Annotated in this window: 13 protein-coding genes, 1 pseudogene and 1 riboswitch; of the genes and pseudogenes, 5 read left to right on the top strand and 9 right to left on the bottom strand. The window is 71.3% G+C overall.

Annotated features, from left to right (window positions below; genetic code table 11):
• Positions 1-8: 8 nt before the first annotated feature.
• The 9 genes and pseudogenes from OP04_RS44570 to OP04_RS50830 all read right to left on the bottom strand — a co-directional run bounded on the left by OP04_RS44570 (position 9) and on the right by OP04_RS50830 (position 10,735).
• Positions 9-1,484 (bottom strand): FtsW/RodA/SpoVE family cell cycle protein, encoded by a 1,476-nt coding sequence (locus OP04_RS44570; protein WP_051800014.1) that lies wholly within the window; start codon positions 1,482-1,484, stop codon positions 9-11.
• Positions 1,485-1,622: 138 nt separating this feature from the next.
• Positions 1,623-2,756, bottom strand: a complete 1,134-nt coding sequence (gene mraY / locus OP04_RS44575) for a phospho-N-acetylmuramoyl-pentapeptide-transferase (RefSeq protein ID WP_033346105.1) — start codon at positions 2,754-2,756, stop codon at positions 1,623-1,625.
• On the bottom strand, positions 2,753-4,183 hold the full coding sequence (locus tag OP04_RS44580; RefSeq protein ID WP_033346106.1) for a UDP-N-acetylmuramoyl-tripeptide--D-alanyl-D-alanine ligase: 1,431 nt from the start codon (positions 4,181-4,183) through the stop codon (positions 2,753-2,755). The genes mraY and OP04_RS44580 overlap by 4 nt, the downstream gene beginning before the upstream one ends.
• On the bottom strand, positions 4,180-4,527 hold the full coding sequence (locus tag OP04_RS44585) for a hypothetical protein (RefSeq protein WP_157241181.1): 348 nt from the start codon (positions 4,525-4,527) through the stop codon (positions 4,180-4,182). Before OP04_RS44585 ends, OP04_RS44580 begins: the two co-directional genes overlap by 4 nt.
• Positions 4,528-4,621: 94 nt before the next feature.
• Positions 4,622-6,820 carry a peptidoglycan D,D-transpeptidase FtsI family protein gene (locus tag OP04_RS44590; protein ID WP_085067272.1) on the bottom strand — a complete coding sequence of 733 codons (2,199 nt, stop codon included), beginning with the start codon at positions 6,818-6,820 and terminating at the stop codon, positions 4,622-4,624.
• A gap of 5 nt (positions 6,821-6,825) precedes the next feature.
• A complete protein-coding gene (locus OP04_RS56215; RefSeq protein ID WP_232323982.1) occupies positions 6,826-7,920 on the bottom strand; it encodes a hypothetical protein in 1,095 nt (364 codons plus the stop codon).
• A pseudogene (gene rsmH / locus OP04_RS48870) lies at positions 7,917-9,084 on the bottom strand (16S rRNA (cytosine(1402)-N(4))-methyltransferase RsmH). The gene OP04_RS56215 and the pseudogene rsmH overlap by 4 nt, the downstream one beginning before the upstream one ends.
• Before the next feature lie 162 nt (positions 9,085-9,246).
• Complete coding sequence (gene mraZ / locus OP04_RS44605; protein ID WP_033346108.1) at positions 9,247-9,678, bottom strand: division/cell wall cluster transcriptional repressor MraZ; 432 nt, start codon at positions 9,676-9,678, stop codon at positions 9,247-9,249.
• A 463-nt stretch (positions 9,679-10,141) separates the two neighbouring features.
• On the bottom strand, positions 10,142-10,735 hold the full coding sequence (locus OP04_RS50830) for a C40 family peptidase (RefSeq protein ID WP_051800016.1): 594 nt from the start codon (positions 10,733-10,735) through the stop codon (positions 10,142-10,144).
• Between the two features lie 5 nt (positions 10,736-10,740).
• Positions 10,741-10,906, bottom strand: a riboswitch (cyclic di-AMP (ydaO/yuaA leader).
• 370 nt (positions 10,907-11,276) lie between these two features.
• Between OP04_RS50830 and OP04_RS44615 the strand changes: the two genes are divergently transcribed.
• From OP04_RS44615 to OP04_RS44640, 5 genes are all read left to right on the top strand, one after another.
• The gene (locus tag OP04_RS44615) at positions 11,277-12,497 is read left to right on the top strand and encodes a MurT ligase domain-containing protein (protein WP_033346134.1); all 1,221 of its coding nucleotides are present in this window, start codon (positions 11,277-11,279) and stop codon (positions 12,495-12,497) included.
• A 412-nt stretch (positions 12,498-12,909) separates the two neighbouring features.
• Positions 12,910-13,617, top strand: a complete 708-nt coding sequence (locus OP04_RS44620) for a type 1 glutamine amidotransferase (protein WP_033346109.1) — start codon at positions 12,910-12,912, stop codon at positions 13,615-13,617.
• 439 nt (positions 13,618-14,056) lie between these two features.
• Positions 14,057-14,692 (top strand): TVP38/TMEM64 family protein, encoded by a 636-nt coding sequence (locus OP04_RS44630; RefSeq protein WP_232323983.1) that lies wholly within the window; start codon positions 14,057-14,059, stop codon positions 14,690-14,692.
• Between the two features lie 1,095 nt (positions 14,693-15,787).
• Positions 15,788-16,369: an ArsR/SmtB family transcription factor gene (locus tag OP04_RS44635; protein WP_033346112.1), complete on the top strand. Its 582-nt coding sequence runs from the start codon at positions 15,788-15,790 to the stop codon at positions 16,367-16,369.
• Positions 16,366-17,691, top strand: coding sequence for an MFS transporter (locus OP04_RS44640; RefSeq protein ID WP_033346113.1), 1,326 nt, complete (start codon positions 16,366-16,368; stop codon positions 17,689-17,691). The genes OP04_RS44635 and OP04_RS44640 overlap by 4 nt, the downstream gene beginning before the upstream one ends.
• Positions 17,692-18,664: the final 973 nt, after the last annotated feature.

Here is an 18,664-nt window from a genome sequence, read left to right on the forward strand (position 1 = left end):
GGTTCGCATCATCCTCTGCGGTCCGGGCCGCCGCGGAGGCGGGTGACCCGGTCCCGGGTGGCGGCGCGGGCCATCCTGGCCGCCTGTCGCTCCTGGCCGGCCGGCGCGCGGGCGGCCGCGCGGCGGGCCACCGGGGCGTCCGCCTTCCGGGTCGCGGGCGGCAGCGGCGGCAGCGGTGCCCAGAGCAGCCGGACCCAGCGGGCCGGTGGGCGGGCGTTGAGCGCGCGGGCCGCGTCCGGCTCCGCGCGGGCGAACGAGGCGAGCACGCCGATCGCGGCCAGCGTGACCACCAGCGCGGAGCCGCCGTCGGAGATGAACGGCAGCGGCAGGCCGGTGATCGGCAGCAGCCCGACCACGCCGCCGACGTTGACCATGGTCTGCACGACCAGCCAGGTGGTGATGGCCGCGGCCGCGAGCCTGCGGAACGGGTCCTGGACGCGGCGGGCGATCCGGTAGCCGGTGTAGGCGATCACGGCGAACAGCGCGAGCACCACGGCGCAGCCGACCACGCCCAGCTCCTCCGCGATGACCGCGAAGATGAAGTCGTTGTGCTCGGACGGCAGCCAGCCCCACTTCATGCTGCTCTTGCCGAGCCCGGCGCCGAACCAGCCGCCGTCCGCGATCGCGTACCGGGCCTGCATCGCCTGGTAGCAGCCGGACTGCGCGCAGTCCTCCGGCGAGCTGAGCCAGGACTCGAACCGGTCCGCCCGGTAGTTGGACGCGCCGGCCACGCCGGAGCCCGCGCCCTGGGACGCGGCCGCGATCAGCAGGCCGAGGCCGCTCAGCCCGACCAGGGAGAGCGCGGCGAACACGCGCAGCCGCACGCCGGCCGTCCAGAGCAGGCCGACCACGATGCCGAGCAGCGGCAGCATGGTGCCGGTGTCGTTGTAGCCGACCAGCACGAAGAGCAGGCCGACCGCGGGGCCGAGCGGCATGGACAGCTCGCGCCACCAGCCCATCGCCGCACCCTTGCGGGCGATCATGTCGGCACCCCAGAGCACCAGGCCGAACTTGGCCAGCTCGGACGGCTGGAACTGGATCGGGCCGATGTAGAGCCAGAGCAGGTTCGCCTCGACCGGGCCGATCTTCGGTTCCGCGATCACGCCGAAGCCGTCCAGCACCACGAGCAGGTCCAGCACCGCGAGCAGGATCAGCGACACCACCATCACCGGGAATCCCACCTGGCGCAGCGTGGTGGCGGGCAGCCGCTGGACCACCCAGAACGCGACCAGGCCGATCAGCGCGAACAACACCTGCTTGCTGATCATGGCGAACGCGTTGCCGTTCTCCGCGTACGCCCGCACGCTGGTGGCCGAGAAGACCATGGTCAGGCCGATCACCAGCAGCAGCCCGGAGCTCGCCAGCAGCAGATAGTAGGAGGCCAGCGGCCGGGCCAGCAGCCCGCGCAGCGCGGCCAGCCCGCCGCCGAAGTCCACCTGCGCCCGTGGTGCGGCCGGTGCCGTCTCGCTCGTACCCTCCGCCATGGCCCCATCATGTGCGCCGGACACGCCCGGAACGTGTTCTCTTCCGGGCGTGTCGACAAGCGAAAAGCTCACATTCCACAAAAACCATCAGGGGGTACGGGACGCAGCCCCGTACCCCCTGATGGGTTATCGCAGTTTCTAACTCGTGGCCGCCAGGAACTCCGTGTAGAAGATGCCCAGGCCGATGGCGACGCCGATGCCCGCGACGATCCAGAAGCGGACCACGATGTTCACCTCGGACCAGCCGGCCAACTCGAAGTGATGTTGGAGCGGTGACATCCGGAACACACGTTTACCCGTGGTCTTGAACGAGATGATCTGGATGACGACCGACATGGTGATGATCAGGAACAGGCCGCCCAGGATCAGCACCAGCAGCATGGTCCGGCTCGACATGGCCAGGCCGCCGATCAGGCCGCCCAGTCCGAGCGCGCCGGTGTCGCCCATGAAGATCCGGGCCGGCGAGGTGTTCCACCAGAGGAAGCCCACACAGGCCCCGGCCGCGGCTCCCGCGATCATCGAGATCTCCAGCGGATCTCGGACCGCGTAGCAGTAGACCTCGGGGCTGGTGTTGTAGGTCGGGTCCGCGCACCAGTGCCGGTACTGCCAGAAGCCGATGATCGAGTACGCACCGAGCACCATCACGGACGCGCCGGTGGCCAGGCCGTCGAGGCCGTCCGTGAGGTTCACCGCGTTCGACATCGACATGATCACGAAGATGAACAGGATGACGGAGCCGGCCTTGCCGATGTTGGCCCAGTCGATGTCCCGCACGAACGAGATGTACGTGCTGCCGACCGTCTCCGCGTTGGTCCGGTTGCCCTGCGGGTCGAACATCGTGCTCGGGAAGTAGAGCGCGACGATGCCGAAGATGCCACCGATGATGATCTGGCCGAGCAGCTTGCCCCGGGCGGACAGGCCCGCGCTGTTGCGCTTGCGGACCTTGATGAAGTCGTCCAGGAAGCCGACCGCGCCGCAGAACACGAACAGGCCGAGCAGCACCAGCGCGGTGATGGTCGGGTTGTCCTGCGCGATCTGCTGGTCGGGCAGCGTGCTCAGCGCGGCGTGACCGGCCACGTAGGCGATCACGGTGGCGAGGATGAAGACCACGCCGCCCATGGTCGGCGTGCCCTTCTTGCCCATGTGCGTCTGCGGGCCGATGGTGCGGATCGGCTGTCCGGCCTTCAGCGCGGTGAAGACGCGGATGCCGATCGGTGTGCAGAGCAGCGACACGATGAACGCGACGCCGATCGCGATGATGACCGCCCTCACGCGGCATCACCCGAGGTCAGCGGCACGCCCTCGGCGTCGGCCGCGCGCAGCGCGTCCGCCACCTTCCACGTCCGGTAGCGGGACGCCTTGACGAGCACCACGTCGCCGGGACGCAGCGCGCCCCGTAACGCCTCGATGGCCGCCTGCTGGTCGGCTAGGAGCACCGACTCTCCCTTCCACATCTGTTCGGATCGGGCGCCGTCGGCGATCGGCGCGGCCTCGGGGTCAACGACGAGCAGTTTCTCCACGCCCAGTTCGGCGGCGAGCCGGCCGACCTCCGCGTGGGCGTCGCGGGAGTGCTCGCCGAGCTCCCGCATCTGTCCGAGCACCGCGATCGCCCGGCGGCTGCCGTCGCCGGCCAGCGTGGCCAGCGCGCGCAGCGCCGCCGCGGTCGAGGAGGGGTTGGCGTTGTAGGAGTCGTCGATCACGGTCACGCCGTCCGCGCGATCGTAGACGTCCATCCGCCGGGTGGACACCGTGCGCATCTCGCCCAGCGCCTCGGCCAGCGCGGCGCCGGTCAGGCCCAGCTCACGCGCGACCGCGGCCGCGGCCAGCGAGTTGCCGACCATGTGCCGGCCGGTCATCCCGAGCGCGACCGGGAACCGGCCCTCCGGCGTGACCAGCGTGTACGACGCCCGGCCGCGCGCGTCCAGCGACACGTCCACGGCCCGCACGTCGGCCGTGTCCCGCTCGCCGAAGAACACCACGCGCGCGGTCGTCCGGGACGCCATCGCGGCCACCCGGTCGTCGTCCGCGTTCAGCACCGCGACGCCGTCGGCCGGGAGATCCTCGACCATCTCGCCCTTGGCCCGCGCGATGCCGTCGACCGAGCCGAAGCCGCCGACGTGCGAGATGCCGACGTTCAGCACCACGCCGATCCGCGGCTGGACAATCTCGTTCAGGTACCGGATGTGGCCGAGACCGCTCGCGCCCATCTCCAGCACCAGGTACTTCGTCTCCGCGGTCGACCGCAGCGCGGTCACCGGGAAGCCCAGCTCGTTGTTGAGCGACCCGGCCGTGGCCACGGTCGGCCCCAGCCGCGCGGTCAGCTGCGCGACCATGTCCTTGGTGGTGGTCTTGCCGGACGAGCCGGTCAGCCCCACCACGCTCAGGCCGGCCGCGATCAGCCGCTTCCCGACCAGGCGGGCCAGCGGGCCGAGCGCGTCCTGCGCGTCGTCCACCAGGATCGCCGGCACCTCCGGGCCCATGTCCCGCGTGGCCAGCACCACGGACGCGCCGGCGGCCACGGCACGTGTGCCGTAGTCGTGGCCGTCCACCTGCTCGCCGGGGAACGCCACGAAGAGCCCGCCCGCCGCGATCTCGCGGGAGTCGTACTCCGCCGGGCCGGTGACCAGCGCGGACGGGTCGGCGTGCACCAGACGGCCGCCCACCGCCTCGGCGATCTCGGCCAGGGTCAGCGGGATCATGCGACCGCCACCTTCCGCAGCGCGTCGGCAAGCACGGCCCGATCGTCGAACGGCAACACCTCGCCGTCCACCTCCTGCCCACGTTCGTGTCCCTTGCCGTGCGGCACGGCCGCGTCGCCCGGGGCGGCCCGCTGGGCCCTCCCGGCGATCGGGGTGCGCCGTCCGGCAACCTCGATGATCTTCACCCCGGCGGCCGCCCCGGCCGGGACGTGCGCGCGGAACACCGCGGGGTCTTCGTCGCGTGGATTATCGTGACGCGGCGGCGCCAGTGCCCCGCGCGGCATCGCCACCTGCGATGGGACCGGCACGAAAGGCCGTGGCGGCGAGGTCGGATTGCCGGGCACGGCGTCAGACCCTACCCGGTCGGCCGGGCCTGCCGACATCGGCCACAAGATTCACTAAAGCCATAACAGTGCGCACAGCAGTCATAACTCCGGTCTACGGAAAGACCTTGAACTCGGGCGCCTCCGTCGTGCTCGGCGGCACCTTGTAGTGGCGCAGCGCGAAGTTCATGATCTCCTTGAACGGCGGGCCCGCGGTCAGGCCGCCGGCACCGTCCGGCACGTGCGCGAGGACCGCCACCACGAACCGCGGGTCGTCCGCGGGCGCCATGCCGATGAACGACGTCACCTGGCCCTCCACGTACTTACCGCCCTCGAGCCGGCTGGACGTGCCGGTCTTGCCGGCCACCCGGTAGCCGTTCACCCGGGCGTTCGCGCCGCTGCCGTCCTTGATCACCATGACCGACTCGAGCTGGGTACGCAGCTGTTCCGCGTGCTCCTCGGTCAGCACCCGGTGCGACTCCACGTCCGTCGTGGCCGTTCTCGTCCCGTCCGGCGCGATCGTGTCCTTGAGCAGGTGCGGCTGCACGTACAGGCCGTCGTTCGCGATCGTGTTGTAGACCGCGGCCATCTGCATCAGCGTGGCGTCGACGCTGTGGCCGATCGGCACCGAGCCGTAGCTGGCGCCGTCCCACTCGTCCGCGTTCATGACCCGGCCGGACGCCTCGCCGGCCACGCCCTCGTTCACGGCCTTGCCGAGCCCGAACCGCCGCTGGTACTCGATCAGCTTCTCCGGGCCGAGCCGGTCCGCGACCTGGATCGCGGCCACGTTCGACGAGTACGCCAGCGCGCCCGCCATGGTGATCTTCGTGCCGTCCGGGTGCGGGTGGGTGTCGTGGTACGTCACGCCGCCCTTCCGCACCGACGGCCCGACCTCGAAGATCGTCTCGGGGGTGATTATCCCCTCCTCGAGCGCGGCGCCGTAGACGATCGCCTTGTGCACGGAACCGGGATCGACCACCACGCCGGACGCCACGTCCTGCCGAACCTCCGGCTTCACCTCGGAGAACTTCACCGGGTCGTACGTCGGGTAGCTGACCTGGGCCAGCACCTCGCCGGTCTTCACGTCCATGACCACGGCCGCGCCCAGACTCGCGCCGACCTTCTGCATGGCCTCGCCTATGATCCGCTGCGCCTCGTACTGCATGTCCCGGTCCAGGGTCAGCGTCAGCGAGGTGCCGTTCTCGGCCGGCGTCTCCTGCGAGTAGCCGCCCGGGATCTCCTTGGCCAGGTCCGTGCCGTCCACCTTCTTGCCGACCTCGTACCGGCGCTCGCCGTTCACACCGCGCAGCAGCTCGTCGTACTGGGCCTCCAGGCCCTCCAGCCCGTTCATGTCGCCGCCGGTGAAGCCGATCAGGTTCGCGGCCAGGTCCCGGCCCGGCCACTCGCGCCGCTCGTCCCGGTCGATCACGATCTCCGGCAGCTTCAGCGCCGCGATCTTCTTCGCGTCCGCCGTGCTCACCCCGCGCGCGATCCACTCGAACCGGGACGGCCGGCCGTCCGGCCGGATGCGCTTCTTCATCCGGTCCAGCAGCTGCGACTTCGGTATGCCGAGGATCTCCTGCAGCTGTGACGCGGTCTTCTCCGCGTCCTTGACGACCTCCGGGTCCACCGCGATGTACCGGGCCTCCACGCTGTGCGCCAGCACCGCGCCGTCCCGGTCGTAGATCGCACCACGTGCCGCGGGCAGCTGCACCACCTGCAGCCGGTCCTGCAGGCCCTGCCTGGCCCACTCCGGCGTGTCGCCGAACTGCATCACCACCAGCCGGACCCCGACCGTGGCCAGCATGACCAGCGCCAGCAGCGACGCCACCCGCAGCCGCCGGCCCGGATCGCCGAGCCTCGGCGGCCTCCTCGGGTGGCGCGGCTTGCGGATCGGGGCCGGCCGGCCCTTGGGCGGGGCCGGGTTCCGCCGGCGCGGTGCCGGGACCGTGTCGCGCGCCGGCCTTCCGGCCCGGCCGCGCTCGCCCTGCCGTCCGCCGTCGAGCAGCCGCAACGCGGGCCGGTCGCCCTTCGCGGTGGTTCCGGATCCAGATCCAGATCTCGCGGGGGTACGCCGTGCGCGCGCCTCGTCCGCGGCCGGGCGCGGCATCCCCTCCCGGACCGTGCGCCCACGCGGCGTGTAGGCCGCCGCGTCCGAGATCTTGCTGTGCGAACGCGACCTGGGGGACGACGGCACTCCGTCGTCCCCCAGGTCGCGATCCTGACGCCGGTCTCGCGCGCCGCCGCGGCCGGTGTCACGGTCGTCCCGTGATCCCCGGCCGCGGCGCGCGGGAGGCTGCTCCCGTGGCGGCACTCGGTCTACCGTCCGCTCTCCTGCTGGCTGCCGTTCTGCTGGCTGCTCAGTGCCGGCTCGCCGCCGGCCGGGGTCGGCACGCCGATCACCTTGCCGTCCGGGAGCGTGATGAAGGCCGGGTCCTCGGACTTGACCAGACCCAGCTTCTTCGCGTGGGCGATCAGGTAGTTCGGGGACTCGTACTCCTCGATCTGCTTCTCCAGCTCCTGCTGCTGCACGTCCAGCACGGCCTGCGTCTTCTGCAGCTCGTCCAGCCGGAACGCGTTCTTGTTCGTCTGCGTGTTGATCAGCAGGATGCCGACCACGCCCGCGACGACCACGACCAGGATCCCGGCGATGAACGGTGCGCGCGGCACCGACACCGGACGGGGCGGCGTGACGCGCAGCCGCGGCGCCGGCGGCTCCTCGTGGACCGGCAGGGACTCGGCCGGCTCCACCAGGACGTGGATCTCCTCCGGCGCGAGATCCAGGGCGGCGCTGCCCTCGGTCGCGTACCTGCGGCCCCGCGCCGCCGACAGGTCGACCGGCGAGGCCGACGACGTGCGGCGTGGGTCCCGCGTCCCGCGCGGGGACTGCGACCGCGTGCCGGAGGTGCGGGAGCCACCCGCGTTCCGGCTCGCGGGCCGCTCGGCCCGCTCGGTACGGCCCATGCGCTCAGCCCGCTCGGCCCGCTCCGCACGGTCGGCGGTGCCGGCCCGCTCGGACCGGTCGAGGCGCTGGACCCGCTCGGGCCGGTCGGCGCGCTCGACGCGCGGCTCGCGGTCCCGGCGGGTGGTGGCCCGCTCCTGCTCCGGCGCGATCCGGGCGGCAGCCGCCGCCCGCTCCCGGCGCTCGATGCGCTCCAGTGAGCTCAGTCGCTCGGCGCGCTGCGGGACCCCCTGGTCCGCAACGCGGTTGTCCGTCGTGGACGGCGTGGCGGCCCCCCGGCCGCGTGCCGCGTTCTGGCGCTCGGCGCGACGTCCGGCCATGCCCCGGACGATCGCCTCCGACCCCTCCGCCGGAGCCCACTGCGCCGCGGTCCGGCCCCCCGACCGCGGTGCGCGCTGCACCGTCTCGCGCCCGGCGCTGATGTCGCCCCGGTCGCGCTTGTTGACGCTCATGTTCCCTCCCCCTCAGTGTCTTCGTCCCGTCGTTCCCCACTGGACACTGCGGAGCCCCTGCCCGGCCCCCGCCTGCCCGCCGTCCTATCCGGACGACTCCGGCGCCCCCGCGCCGGACCGGCGGGACTTCCTGGACCGTTCGCGGGCGGTCCCGGTGTCCCCACCGGCAATGCGTTCCGCGGCGCGCAGCCGTACCGAGGCGGCCCGCGGGTTCTCCGCGACCTCCTCCTCGGTGGGCAGCTCCGCTCCCCGGGTGAGAAGTCGCAGCGTGGGCCCGGTACCGGGGAGTTCGACCGGAAGGTCGATCGGCCCGGTGCTGCGGGCTCGCGCCGCGAGCGCTTGCTTGGTGATGCGGTCCTCTAGCGACTGGTAGGACATGACGACCACCCGGCCGCCAGGTGCCAGCGCGTCGAGAGCCGCCGGTAACGCCGTTTCGAGGGCGGCGAGTTCGCCATTTACCTCGATACGCAACGCTTGAAACGTTCTTTTCGCAGGATTTCCGCCGGTACGCCGGGCTGCGGCCGGAATGGACTCTCTGACCAGGTCTGCGAGCCGACGTGTCGACGTGATCCGGGAGCGCCCCCGCTCCCGGACTATCGACGCCACGACGCGGGTCGCGAACTTCTCCTCGCCGTACACCCGCAACAGCCTGACCAGCGCGCCCGGCTCGTATTCATTGACCACGACCTCCGCGGTGACGCCGCCGCCCTGGTCCATCCGCATGTCCAGCGGAGCGTCCTGGGAGTAGGCGAACCCGCGGTCGGGCGCGTCGAGTTGCAACGAGGAGACGCCGAGATCGAACAGAGCGCCGTCGATCTGCTCGAATCCGAGCCGCGCCAGCACCTCGGGCAGCTCGGACGAGACCGCGTGCACCAGGTGGGTGCGGTCGGCGAACCGGTCCAGCCGGTGGCGCGAGTGCTCCAGCGCCTCCGTGTCCCGGTCCAGGCCGATCAGCGTCAGCCGTGGGTTCGCGGTCAGGATCGCCTCGGCGTGACCGCCGAGACCCAGGGTCGTGTCCACATAGACCGGTGATTCTCCGGTCAGCGCGGGGGCGAGCAGCGCCAGGCACCGCTCCAACAGCACGGGCACGTGCGTGCCCCGCGCCTGCCGGTCCAGGCCCTCGGCCACGAGCTCGTGCTCGGGCACCCCCATGTCGACCCCCATCTGTGACGATTCGTTTCACGCAATGCCCGCCAGCAGTGCGACGAAGACCGTACCGCCAGATCCCCATCCGCCCTCTTGGCGTCACCACCGTCGCGCCTGACACCGGGGAAGGGGCATCAGGAGCGCCGAGCGGCTGGAGATCTCGCAGTACGGGTCCGATCGCTACAGACCGCCGGGTAGCACCCCCTCCCCGATGTCCGCGAAGTCGTCCTCGCTCTCCGCGAGATACGTCTCCCAGGCCTGCTTGTCCCAGATCTCGACCCGGGTGCTGGCGCCGATCACGACCAGTTCGCGATCAAGCCCCGCGTACTCCCTCAGGAGCACGGGGATCGTCACGCGACCCTGCCGGTCCGGCACCTCGTCGTGGGCGCTGGCGAAGAAGACCCGGCTGTACGCCCGCGCCGCCTTGTGCGTCATCGGGGCGGACCGGAGCTCCTCGGAGATCCGCTGGAACTCGGGCATCGGGAAGACGTAGAGACAGCGCTCCTGCCCTTTTGTGATCACGACACCTCCCGCCAGCTCGTCCCTGAACTTCGCCGGGAGGATCAGCCGGCCCTTGTCGTCGAGGCGCGGGGTATGCGTGCCGAGAAACATCGCGGCGCACCCCCCTCGCCCTCGACGGCGGCATTCGCGGTGCCGCAGATCACTCGGGCCGGCGGGCTCTCCACGACCCCGCCATGTGGCCCCACTTTACTCCACTTCCCTCCACCCGCAACCAGAATCGGCGGCTAGTCAAGGGGCGCGGAGGTGCAAAACAGCACGTCACGGAGGGTTGCCGGAGGTGGAGGGAGTTGATCCAGTACGCCCGTCCGGTTTCCGACATGCGTTCGGTAAGGCGCTTTCGCCGCACCTTTTATGGGGATATTTCGGTCGGTTTTTCCGGGGTCTGCTGGGCTGCGGACGGTTGCGGGGAGGGAAGTGGAGGGATTTGTCGTACACCCACCGTCTCCATCCGTGATCACTGAGCGACGGCTGCGAACATCCTGTGAAACGACGCCGACCCCCGCCGGACTCGGCAGGGGTCGGTAGATGTCATCAAGATGTAAAGCGGTCCAAATCAGACGATTCTGCGGACCACGTAGTTCCGGGACCAGATCCGGTGCTTCCCCACGGTCATGCCGGGCTGAGGCGCGTCGTACATCCACCCACCGCCCGCGTAGATCGCGGTGTGGAACCCGTGCGCGCCGCTGCGGAACACCATCAGGTCACCGGGGCGGGCCTGCGACCTCGGCACCGCGGCGCCGTAGCGCTGCTGACGGTCCGCGCTGTGCGGGAGCGAGCGGCCGGCGGCCCTGCGGTAGACGTACTGCGTGTAGCCGGAGCAGTCGAAGCCGCTGGGGCTCGCACCGCCGGATCGGTAGCGCTTGCCGGACAGGCTCTTGGCGAGCGCGACGACCTTCTCCGCCCTCGCCGAGGAGGCGGCCTGCGCGGGGGCGATTCCGGTGAGCTGACCGGCCGCCACACAGAGCGCGATGAGGGCCGCGAGCAGGGCTGCGGACCTGGGCAGAGCCGTCTTGGGCAAGGCGTCGGTCGCGGGCAGGGCTGAGCGCCGGTCCCGCTGGAGCCGGAATGTGATGCCCGGTTGTGGCATCGCTTTCCGAGCGTCCTGGTTGTGGCCGAAATTCAGCAGGACCGGGGTGTGCGTCGACACGAAAGGAGTCCTTCCGGCGCGCCTGCGGGGTTAGCTGTCGGGTTCGGGCGCCGAAGATGCCCGGCCCGGCCGTGGCCGGACCTCACCCCAAGGCCCGCGATGCGAGCCGTCGTGGAACGGTGGTTCCCCCGTCCCTGCCCTTGAGTGCCATGTGTGCTGCGAGGGGATGTCGCGACGCCCGGGACGGGCAGGGTTCGGCGTGTCCCGCGGTCGGCGCGGCCGGCGGCACGACGCTCACCGGCTCGTCGTTTGTAGCGGACCACGGGAGCACTCCCGGAGGGCCTAATGATTACGGTCCGTGGTTGGCATGTCCGGCACGCGACCGGGCTCGCGCCGGGTGCCCGATATGCCGCCGCGGACCGGACACACTCCGTATATCGAACCCGGTGAAGCTTCCCACACAAATCCGGATCACACGGATGCGCTCCGACGTATCGCCAGCGTGATCAACTGGTACGTGCGGGCAGGCCGCAAGGGGCCGAACGAGCCGATCGTGCGGCGGCGCCGGTCCGGTAATCTCGCTCGGGTGACGCAAGGCAACCTGCCCCTCCGCGCCAAGGTCGCGACCCAGGTCTCCCGCACCGCCGCCGCGCTCTCCCGCGCGGCCGGGCGAGGTGACGGGTCCGTGATCGGTGGCTGGATCGGGCTCAAGATCGACCCTGACCTCCTCGAGCACCTCGCCGCCGGCCGCGCCATCGCGCTGGTCTCCGGCACCAACGGCAAGACCACCACCACCAGGCTGACCGCGGCCGCGCTGGGCGTTCTCGGCCCGGTGGCGACCAACTCCTTCGGTGCGAACATGCCCAGTGGGCACACGTCCGCGCTCGCCAAGGCCGGCTCCACGCCGTACGCGGTGCTGGAGGTGGACGAGCACTACCTCCCCCAGGTCATCGAGGAGACGCGGCCGCGCGTGATCGCGCTGCTCAACCTCTCCCGCGACCAGCTGGACCGGGCGAAGGAGGTGGCGATGATCGCCCAGCTCTGGCGCACCACGCTGGCCAAGCACCCGGAAATCATGATCGTCGCCAACTCGGACGACCCGATGATCGTCTGGGCGGCCGGCAACTCCCCCACCGTCACCTGGTTCAGCGCGGGACAGCGCTGGCAGGACGACTCGTGGGTGTGCCCGGAGTGCGGCTCCACCATCGAGCGCCAGGACGGCCAGTGGTGGTGCACCGGCTGCCCGCTGCGCCGCCCCCAGCCGCAGTGGGTGGTCGAGGACGACGGCGTGCTCGACCCCAGCGGCGCCTGGCACCTCGTCCGGCTGCAACTGCCCGGCCGGGTCAACCTCGGCAACGCGGCCACCGCGCTCGCGGTCGCGGCCGCGTTCGGCATCCGGCCGCTGCAGGCCGTGCCCACGCTCTCCTCGGTCGCGTCCGTGGCCGGGCGTTACGCGCAGGTCGACCGCGACGGGCGCAACATCCGGCTGCTGCTGGCGAAGAACCCGGCCAGTTGGCTGGAGGCGTTCGACATGGCGGACAACGCGCCCACGCTGCTCTCCATCAACTCCCGCGACCCCGACGGGCTGGACACCTCCTGGCTCTTCGACGTGGACTTCTCGCCACTGCGCGGCCGGCAGATCCTGATCACCGGCGAGCGGGCGTACGACCTGGCGGTCCGGCTCGAGGTGAACGATGTGCCCTTCCGGCACGTACAGACCTTCGGGGAGGCGATCGCCAGCGTGCCGCCGGGCCGGCTGGAGGTCATCGCGAACTACACCGCCTTCCAAGACATCCGAGCGGAGCTGGACCGTGTCAATTAACCCGGAATGGAGCACGCCCGGCCAGGCGGCCGGCGGCCAGAGCTGGGGCGAGCCCCCGGTCCACGGCCAGCAGCCGCCCGTCCAGTGGCAGCAGCCTCCGGTCTACGGTCAGCAGCAGCCGGCCTACGGTCAACAACCGCAGCCGGGGTACGAGCAGCAGCCGCCCGCCTACGGCCAGCCGCAGCAGCCTCCGGCCTATGGACAACCCCAGCCGGGGTACGGGCAGGAGCCTGGTCAGCCGCAGCCCGGATATGGACAGCAGCCGGGTTACGGGGAGCAGCAGCCCGCATACGGGCAGCCGGTCGCTCCGGCGCCCGGCTTCGGGCAGCAACCGCCGGCGGCGTACCCCCAAGGCGGTTTTGGTCCTGGATCTGCTCCGGCTCCGCAGCAGGGGACGCCGAGCGGGGACAGTGTGGTCCGGATCGTCTGGATCTATCCGGATCTGCTCTCCACCTACGGTGACCGCGGGAACATGCTGATCCTGGCCAAACGCGCCCGGCAACGCGGCATCGCGGTCGAGACGATCGAGGTCCGATCCGACCAGCCGCTGCCTTCGCAGGCCGACATCTACCTGATCGGCGGCGGCGAGGACGGCCCCCAGGCGCTCGCGGCCCAGCGGCTCCGCGTCGACGGCGGCCTGCACCGCGCCGTCAACCAGGGCTCCGCCGTGCTCGCGATCTGCGCCGGATATCAACTGCTCGGCACGTCGTTCTTCGCCAAGGGCGCGAAGTGCCAGGGGCTCGAGCTGATCGACATCTACTCGGACCGCGGCGAGACCCGCGCGGTCGGCGAACTGGCCGGCGAGGTGGACCCACGCCTGGGCCTGCCGCGCCTGACCGGCTTCGAGAACCACGGCGGGCGCACGCACCTCGGCCCGACCGTGTCGCCGCTGGCCCGGGTCAGCGTCGGCATCGGCAACGACGGCCAGACCGAGGGCGCCTGGCGCGGCAAGATCCTCGGGACGTACTCGCACGGCCCCGCGCTGGCCCGCAACCCCGCCATCGCCGACCTGATGCTGCGCTGGGCGACCGGCTACGACACGCTGCCGCCGGTCGACGACACCTGGTCCGAGGCGCTCCGCAACGAGCGCTTCGCCGCGACGAGGCCGAACCCGGCATGAGCCACCGTCCGCCGGCCGCGCTTCCGCTCAGGTCGCCCGGCCGGCGGACGATATGGTCCGGAACCGACGCCCCACCCAGCCCCCGCATCCACCGATCGGAGACTGCATGACGGACGCCGCGCTCAGCGCCCCGGCGCTGACGATCTGCCCCCGGACCGGCCGCCCCCTGGCGGTGCCGTTCGTCGCACCCAGGGCCGGCGCTCCCGCGCTCCCGGCCCCGGCGGCGGCCCCGGCCCCGGCGGTCTCCGCAGGCTCTGCGGCTCCCCTGTTCGCTGCGGTCTCCGGCTCCCCCGAGGCTTCCGCCGCCTCTCCGGCCACCGCGGCCCCTGCGGCTTCCATCCGCCCTGCGGCTTCCGCCGCCGCCTCCGCTTCCCCCGCCGCTGCGGCCCCCGTGGTGCCCGTGGTTCCCGGTGCGGCGCGAGCCAGCCGGAAGGCCCGTGTGCTGCGTGTTCTCGCGCTGGCCGCGGTCGTGGGCGGGCTCGGCGTCGCCGCCGCCACGCTGCCGATCCAGGAGATCCAGGAGACCGCGCGCTCGCTCGGCTGGGCCGCCGCATTCGTCATGGCCGGGGTCGGTGCGCTGCTGCTCACCGCGCTCGTCCCGCGTACCGCGATCTCGCTCGCGTCCGGCGCGCTCCTCGGCCCCGCGATCGGCTTCACCGCCGCGCTGACCGCCGCCATGCTGGCCGCCACGATCACCTACCTGGCCGGACGCTGGGCCGGACGCGGCCTGCTCTCGGCCCGCGCCGACAGCCGGATGCACCGCCTCGACGGCTGGCTGAACCGCCGTGGCTTCGCCGCGGTGCTGCTGGTCCGCATGCTGCCGCTGGCCCCGTTCGGCCTGATGGGCTACGCCTACGGCACCACGTCCGTACGCGCCCGCCACTACCTGCTGGGCACGCTGGTCGCCGCGATCCCGTCCACGTTCAGCTACTCGACCCTCGGCGCCGCCGCCATGACGCCCGGCAACGTCAACCCGCTCACCTTCGTCCCCGCCGTCTGCGGCATCATCCTCACCTCCACCATCGTCTACCGCTGGCGCCGCTCCTCCCGCCACGCCGCAGCCACATCCGCCTGACATGCGCCGTACTGCAACCACGGCACATCCGCCGCACCGCAGCCACAGCGCATCCGCCGCACCGCAGCCACGGCACATCCGCTGCACCGCAGCCACATCCGCCTGACATGCGCCGCACCGCAGCCACGGCACATCCGCCGCACCTCAGCCACGGCACATCCGCTGCACCGCAGCCACAGCCGCCTGACATCCGGCTGCACCGCAACCACGGCCGCCTGACATCCGCCGCACCGCAGCCATGACCGTCCGCGGGCGGCCGAGGCTGCTTGGCGCGCCGCACCATTACATGCCACACCGCGGCCGTCCGCGGGCGGCCATCCGCGCTTACCGCCGTGCCGCGGCTGCTTGACGCGCCGCACCATCGTGGCCAGCCCAGCAGACCGCAGGCGACGTCTGTGGGAGGCAGCAAGCTGCGGCTCCCTGTTCACCACCACCGTCGCGGTCATCGCCAGACCTGCCACCGCCGGGCACATGATCCCCGGCATGTCGCCGTCCAGCGGCAGCAAGACCGGCATCGAGGCCGCAGGCTCGCGGAAGCAGAGGCTGATCCCGGCCCTCGCGCGTCGCAGACGGCGTTTCAAGGCAGTTCGGGCGCCGCGCACCCGAAATATCATGATAAAGCTGGTTGGTCGCACAGCGGTCGCGAGACGAGGACCAGCTCTCAAGGCGCTGCCTTCGCTAAAGGATCATTGAGTGCCGCAAAAACCAGGTCAACTACGCCCGGAGACCTGGTTTTTGCGGCACTCAATGATCCTTTAGCCCGAACAGGGCCATCGCCACTGCTGCAGCTCCGCTGTGGTCGTGGCGGAATCAGATCTTATATATCGAAATTTCGGACACGCGGCGACCGGACCACTCACGGCGGTACGGGCGCCGCGACCAGAACCATCGCAGACCGGGCCAAAGCAGACCGGGCCGAAGCAGACCGAGCCGAACGCGCAGACCGAGCCGAATGCGAACCGGAACACACCAGGCGCAAGATCAAGCACCGCCTCGTCAACCAGCGGTGAGACGAGGACCGACGACGGGCCCCGGGCCTCGTGAATTACACAAGAACTGTTGCACAATAACTCTTGTGCATGGCAGAGTGATGGCATGACGATCGATGGTGTGCGGCAGGTTGACGACCCACGGGTGCTGGCGGCGCTCTCCCATCCGCTCCGGCGGCGGCTGATGGACGTGCTCAAGGTTGACGGGCCGGCCACGGCCAGCGTGCTCGCAGCCGCCACCGGCCAGGCCGTGGGAAACGTCAGCCACCACCTGAAGGTCCTCGGCGAGTGCAATCTGATCGAGGAGGCGCCGGAGCTGGCCCGGGACCGGCGGGAGCGCTGGTGGCGGCTGGTGAGTCGCGGGCTGAGATGGACCACGGCGGACTTCCGCGACGATCCGGCCACCGAGGCGGTCGCCGAGGCCGCGCAGTCGATGAACCTGGACTATCACATGTCCCGCGTCCGGGCCTGGTACGCAGCCGGCGACGAGGAGCGTGAGCACTGGCGCAACACCCCGTTCAGCGGTGACCAGTGGCTGAAGCTGACGCCCGACGAACTGGCCGAGCTGGAGGCGGACCTGCTGGCGCTGATCGACCGCTGGCGGACCCGCGAGATCCCGGACGACGGTGCCGAACGCCGGCCGGTCTACGTGTTCACCTACGGCGTGCCGGGAAGGCCGGGCCAGTGAGCAGGGACTTCACGCTGTACTGGATAGGCCAGACGACGAGCAGGTTCGGCGGTTCGATCACCACGGTGGCGCTGCCGCTGGCCGCGATCACGGTGCTGCAGGCCAGCACGTTCCAGGTGACGGTGCTCGCGGCCGCAGTGTGGCTACCGTGGCTGCTGGCCGGGCTGCCGGCCGGCGTGCTGGTGGATCGGTCCCGGTCCCGGCGGCACATCATGATCGGGTGTGACGTGGTGGCCGCCGTGCTGTTCGTGAGCGTGCCGGTCGCCGCATGGCTGGGCGTGCTGACGTTCGCCCACCTGCTGGCCGTGGCGCTGCTGACCGGCCTGGTGTCGGTGTTCTTCGAGACCGCCGGCCAGGTCTACCTGGCCGAGCTGCTGCCCGCCGCGCAGCTGTCCACCGGCAACGCGCGGCTGATCGGCGCGGACTCGGCCGCGAAGGTCGCCGGACCCGGCGTCGGCGGCCTGATCGCCCAGCTCTTCGGCGCCGTGACCGGCCTGCTCGCCGACGCGGTCACGTTCGTCGTCTCCGCCGCCTGCATGATCGCCGTCCGCCACCGCGAGCCCGGCACCCCGCCCGACGGTCACCGCGAGACGACCGGCACCCACGAGATCCGCGCTCCTCACGACGACCGCGGCACGACCAGCAGCCGCCGCACGACGGTCACCACCGCACCCGGTGGAACGGCCGCGATCGCGGAGGGCATGCGGTTCGTGGTGCGGGATCCGTTCCTCCGCGTACTGACCGTGTTCGGGGCGGCCTGCAACCTGGCCCTGAACGGCTACTCCGCGATCCTCGTCCTGTTCCTGGTGCGCGAGAACGGCGCGGACCCGGGTGTGGTCGGTCTGCTGATGGCCGGCATCTCCGCGGGTGGCATCGCCGGGGCCGCGCTGTCCGGTCCGCTCGCGCGCCGGATCGGTACCGCGCGCGCCATGCTCGCCTGCCACCTGTGCACCGCGCCGTTCGCGCTGCTGGTGCCGCTGGCCACCGCGGGCGCCGGACTGGTCCTGGTAGTGGCCGGCGGCGTCGTGGTGACCGCCGGCATCGTGGCGGACAACGTGATCAAGGGCGCGTTCCGGCAGACCTACGTGCCCCGCCACCTGCTCGGCCGCGTCACGAACAGCATGCAGATGCTCAACTACGGCGCGATCCCGATCGGCGCGCTGCTCGGCGGCACCCTCGGCACCGCGCTGGGTCTGCGCCCCACCATGTGGATCATGGCAGCAATGATCGTCGCCGCGAACGCCCTCCTCCTGATCGGCCCGATCAAACACCTCCGCGACCTGCCCTCCGCCCCCGCCAAGCACGAACTCACGCTCGCCTGACCACTCCGGGAACAGATCAAGATCCAATTCATTTTCCCGCTCCCAGCGTGGCCCAGCAGCGTTGCTCCCGCGGGCAAACCTCGCTGCCCGCCAAGACTCCGCTGGCGCTCCGCTTGCCGCTTCGCATCGGAGCCGGTCCCGCGCGGCGCAGGAAAGAGCACGCGATTCCCGCCGCCCCTCGCGCCGGCCGGCGCGCGTCCCTTACCGCCGGCCGGGGCTGCTGCCGCCGCGGAAAGTGAATTCGGAGCCCGACTCCGCGCGGCACGGAAGGTGGAACACGTGATTCCCTGTCACATTCGCGCCTGTCACATTCGCGGCGACCGAGGCGCGGGCCGGTCGGTCGCCGCCTCGGGAATGGCTTCGGAACCGGTGCCGCGCGGCGCGGAGAACGCGGATCACGGCGGTATCCCAAGGGGGCATGGCTCCGGAGCCGGATCCGCGCGACGGCGCAAGAGCGCAGAACACGGCGGCACCGCAAGGAGGCGTGACTCCGGAACCGGATCCATGCGACACCACGAGAACGCAGAACACGGCGGCACCGCAAAGAGGCGTGACTCCGGAACCGAATCCACGCGACAGCGCAAGAACGCGGAAGCACCGCAAAGAGGCGTAGCTCCGGAGCCGGATCCGCGCGACGGCGCGGAGCACGGCGGCATCGCAAGGAGGCGTAACTCGGGAACCGGATCCACGCGACACCACGAGAGCGCAGGGCACGGCGGCGGTCGCGGGGGATGGCGTCGGAGCCGGATCCGCGATGCGGGAGGGGAACACGTGATTCCCTGTCACATTCGTGGCGAGTGGGGGCGCGTTCCGTGGTGTCGGCCGGGGTGGTTACCGGTTGGGGTTGTGGCTCTGGACCGGTGTCACGCGGCACCGGCAGGGAGGAGCGCCAGCGACGACCGGTGCCCGCGGGAGCAACGCTGCCGGACCACGCCGGAAGCGGGAACATGAACTGGATCTTGAATTGGATCTT

Source organism: Catenuloplanes japonicus (genome assembly GCF_000717135.1).
Classification (GTDB): domain Bacteria; phylum Actinomycetota; class Actinomycetes; order Mycobacteriales; family Micromonosporaceae; genus Catenuloplanes; species Catenuloplanes japonicus.

What these genes read in the sequence shown, in the direction of transcription:
- OP04_RS44570 (WP_051800014.1), bottom strand. Translation starts at nt 1,484, where the DNA reads ATGGCGGAGGGTACGAGCGAGACGGCACCGGCCGCACCACGGGCGCAG.
- OP04_RS44580 (WP_033346106.1), bottom strand. Translation starts at nt 4,183, where the DNA reads ATGATCCCGCTGACCCTGGCCGAGATCGCCGAGGCGGTGGGCGGCCGT.
- OP04_RS56215 (WP_232323982.1), bottom strand. Translation starts at nt 7,920, where the DNA reads ATGAGCGTCAACAAGCGCGACCGGGGCGACATCAGCGCCGGGCGCGAG.
- mraZ (WP_033346108.1), bottom strand. Translation starts at nt 9,678, where the DNA reads ATGTTTCTCGGCACGCATACCCCGCGCCTCGACGACAAGGGCCGGCTG.
- OP04_RS44635 (WP_033346112.1), top strand. Translation starts at nt 15,788, where the DNA reads ATGACGATCGATGGTGTGCGGCAGGTTGACGACCCACGGGTGCTGGCG.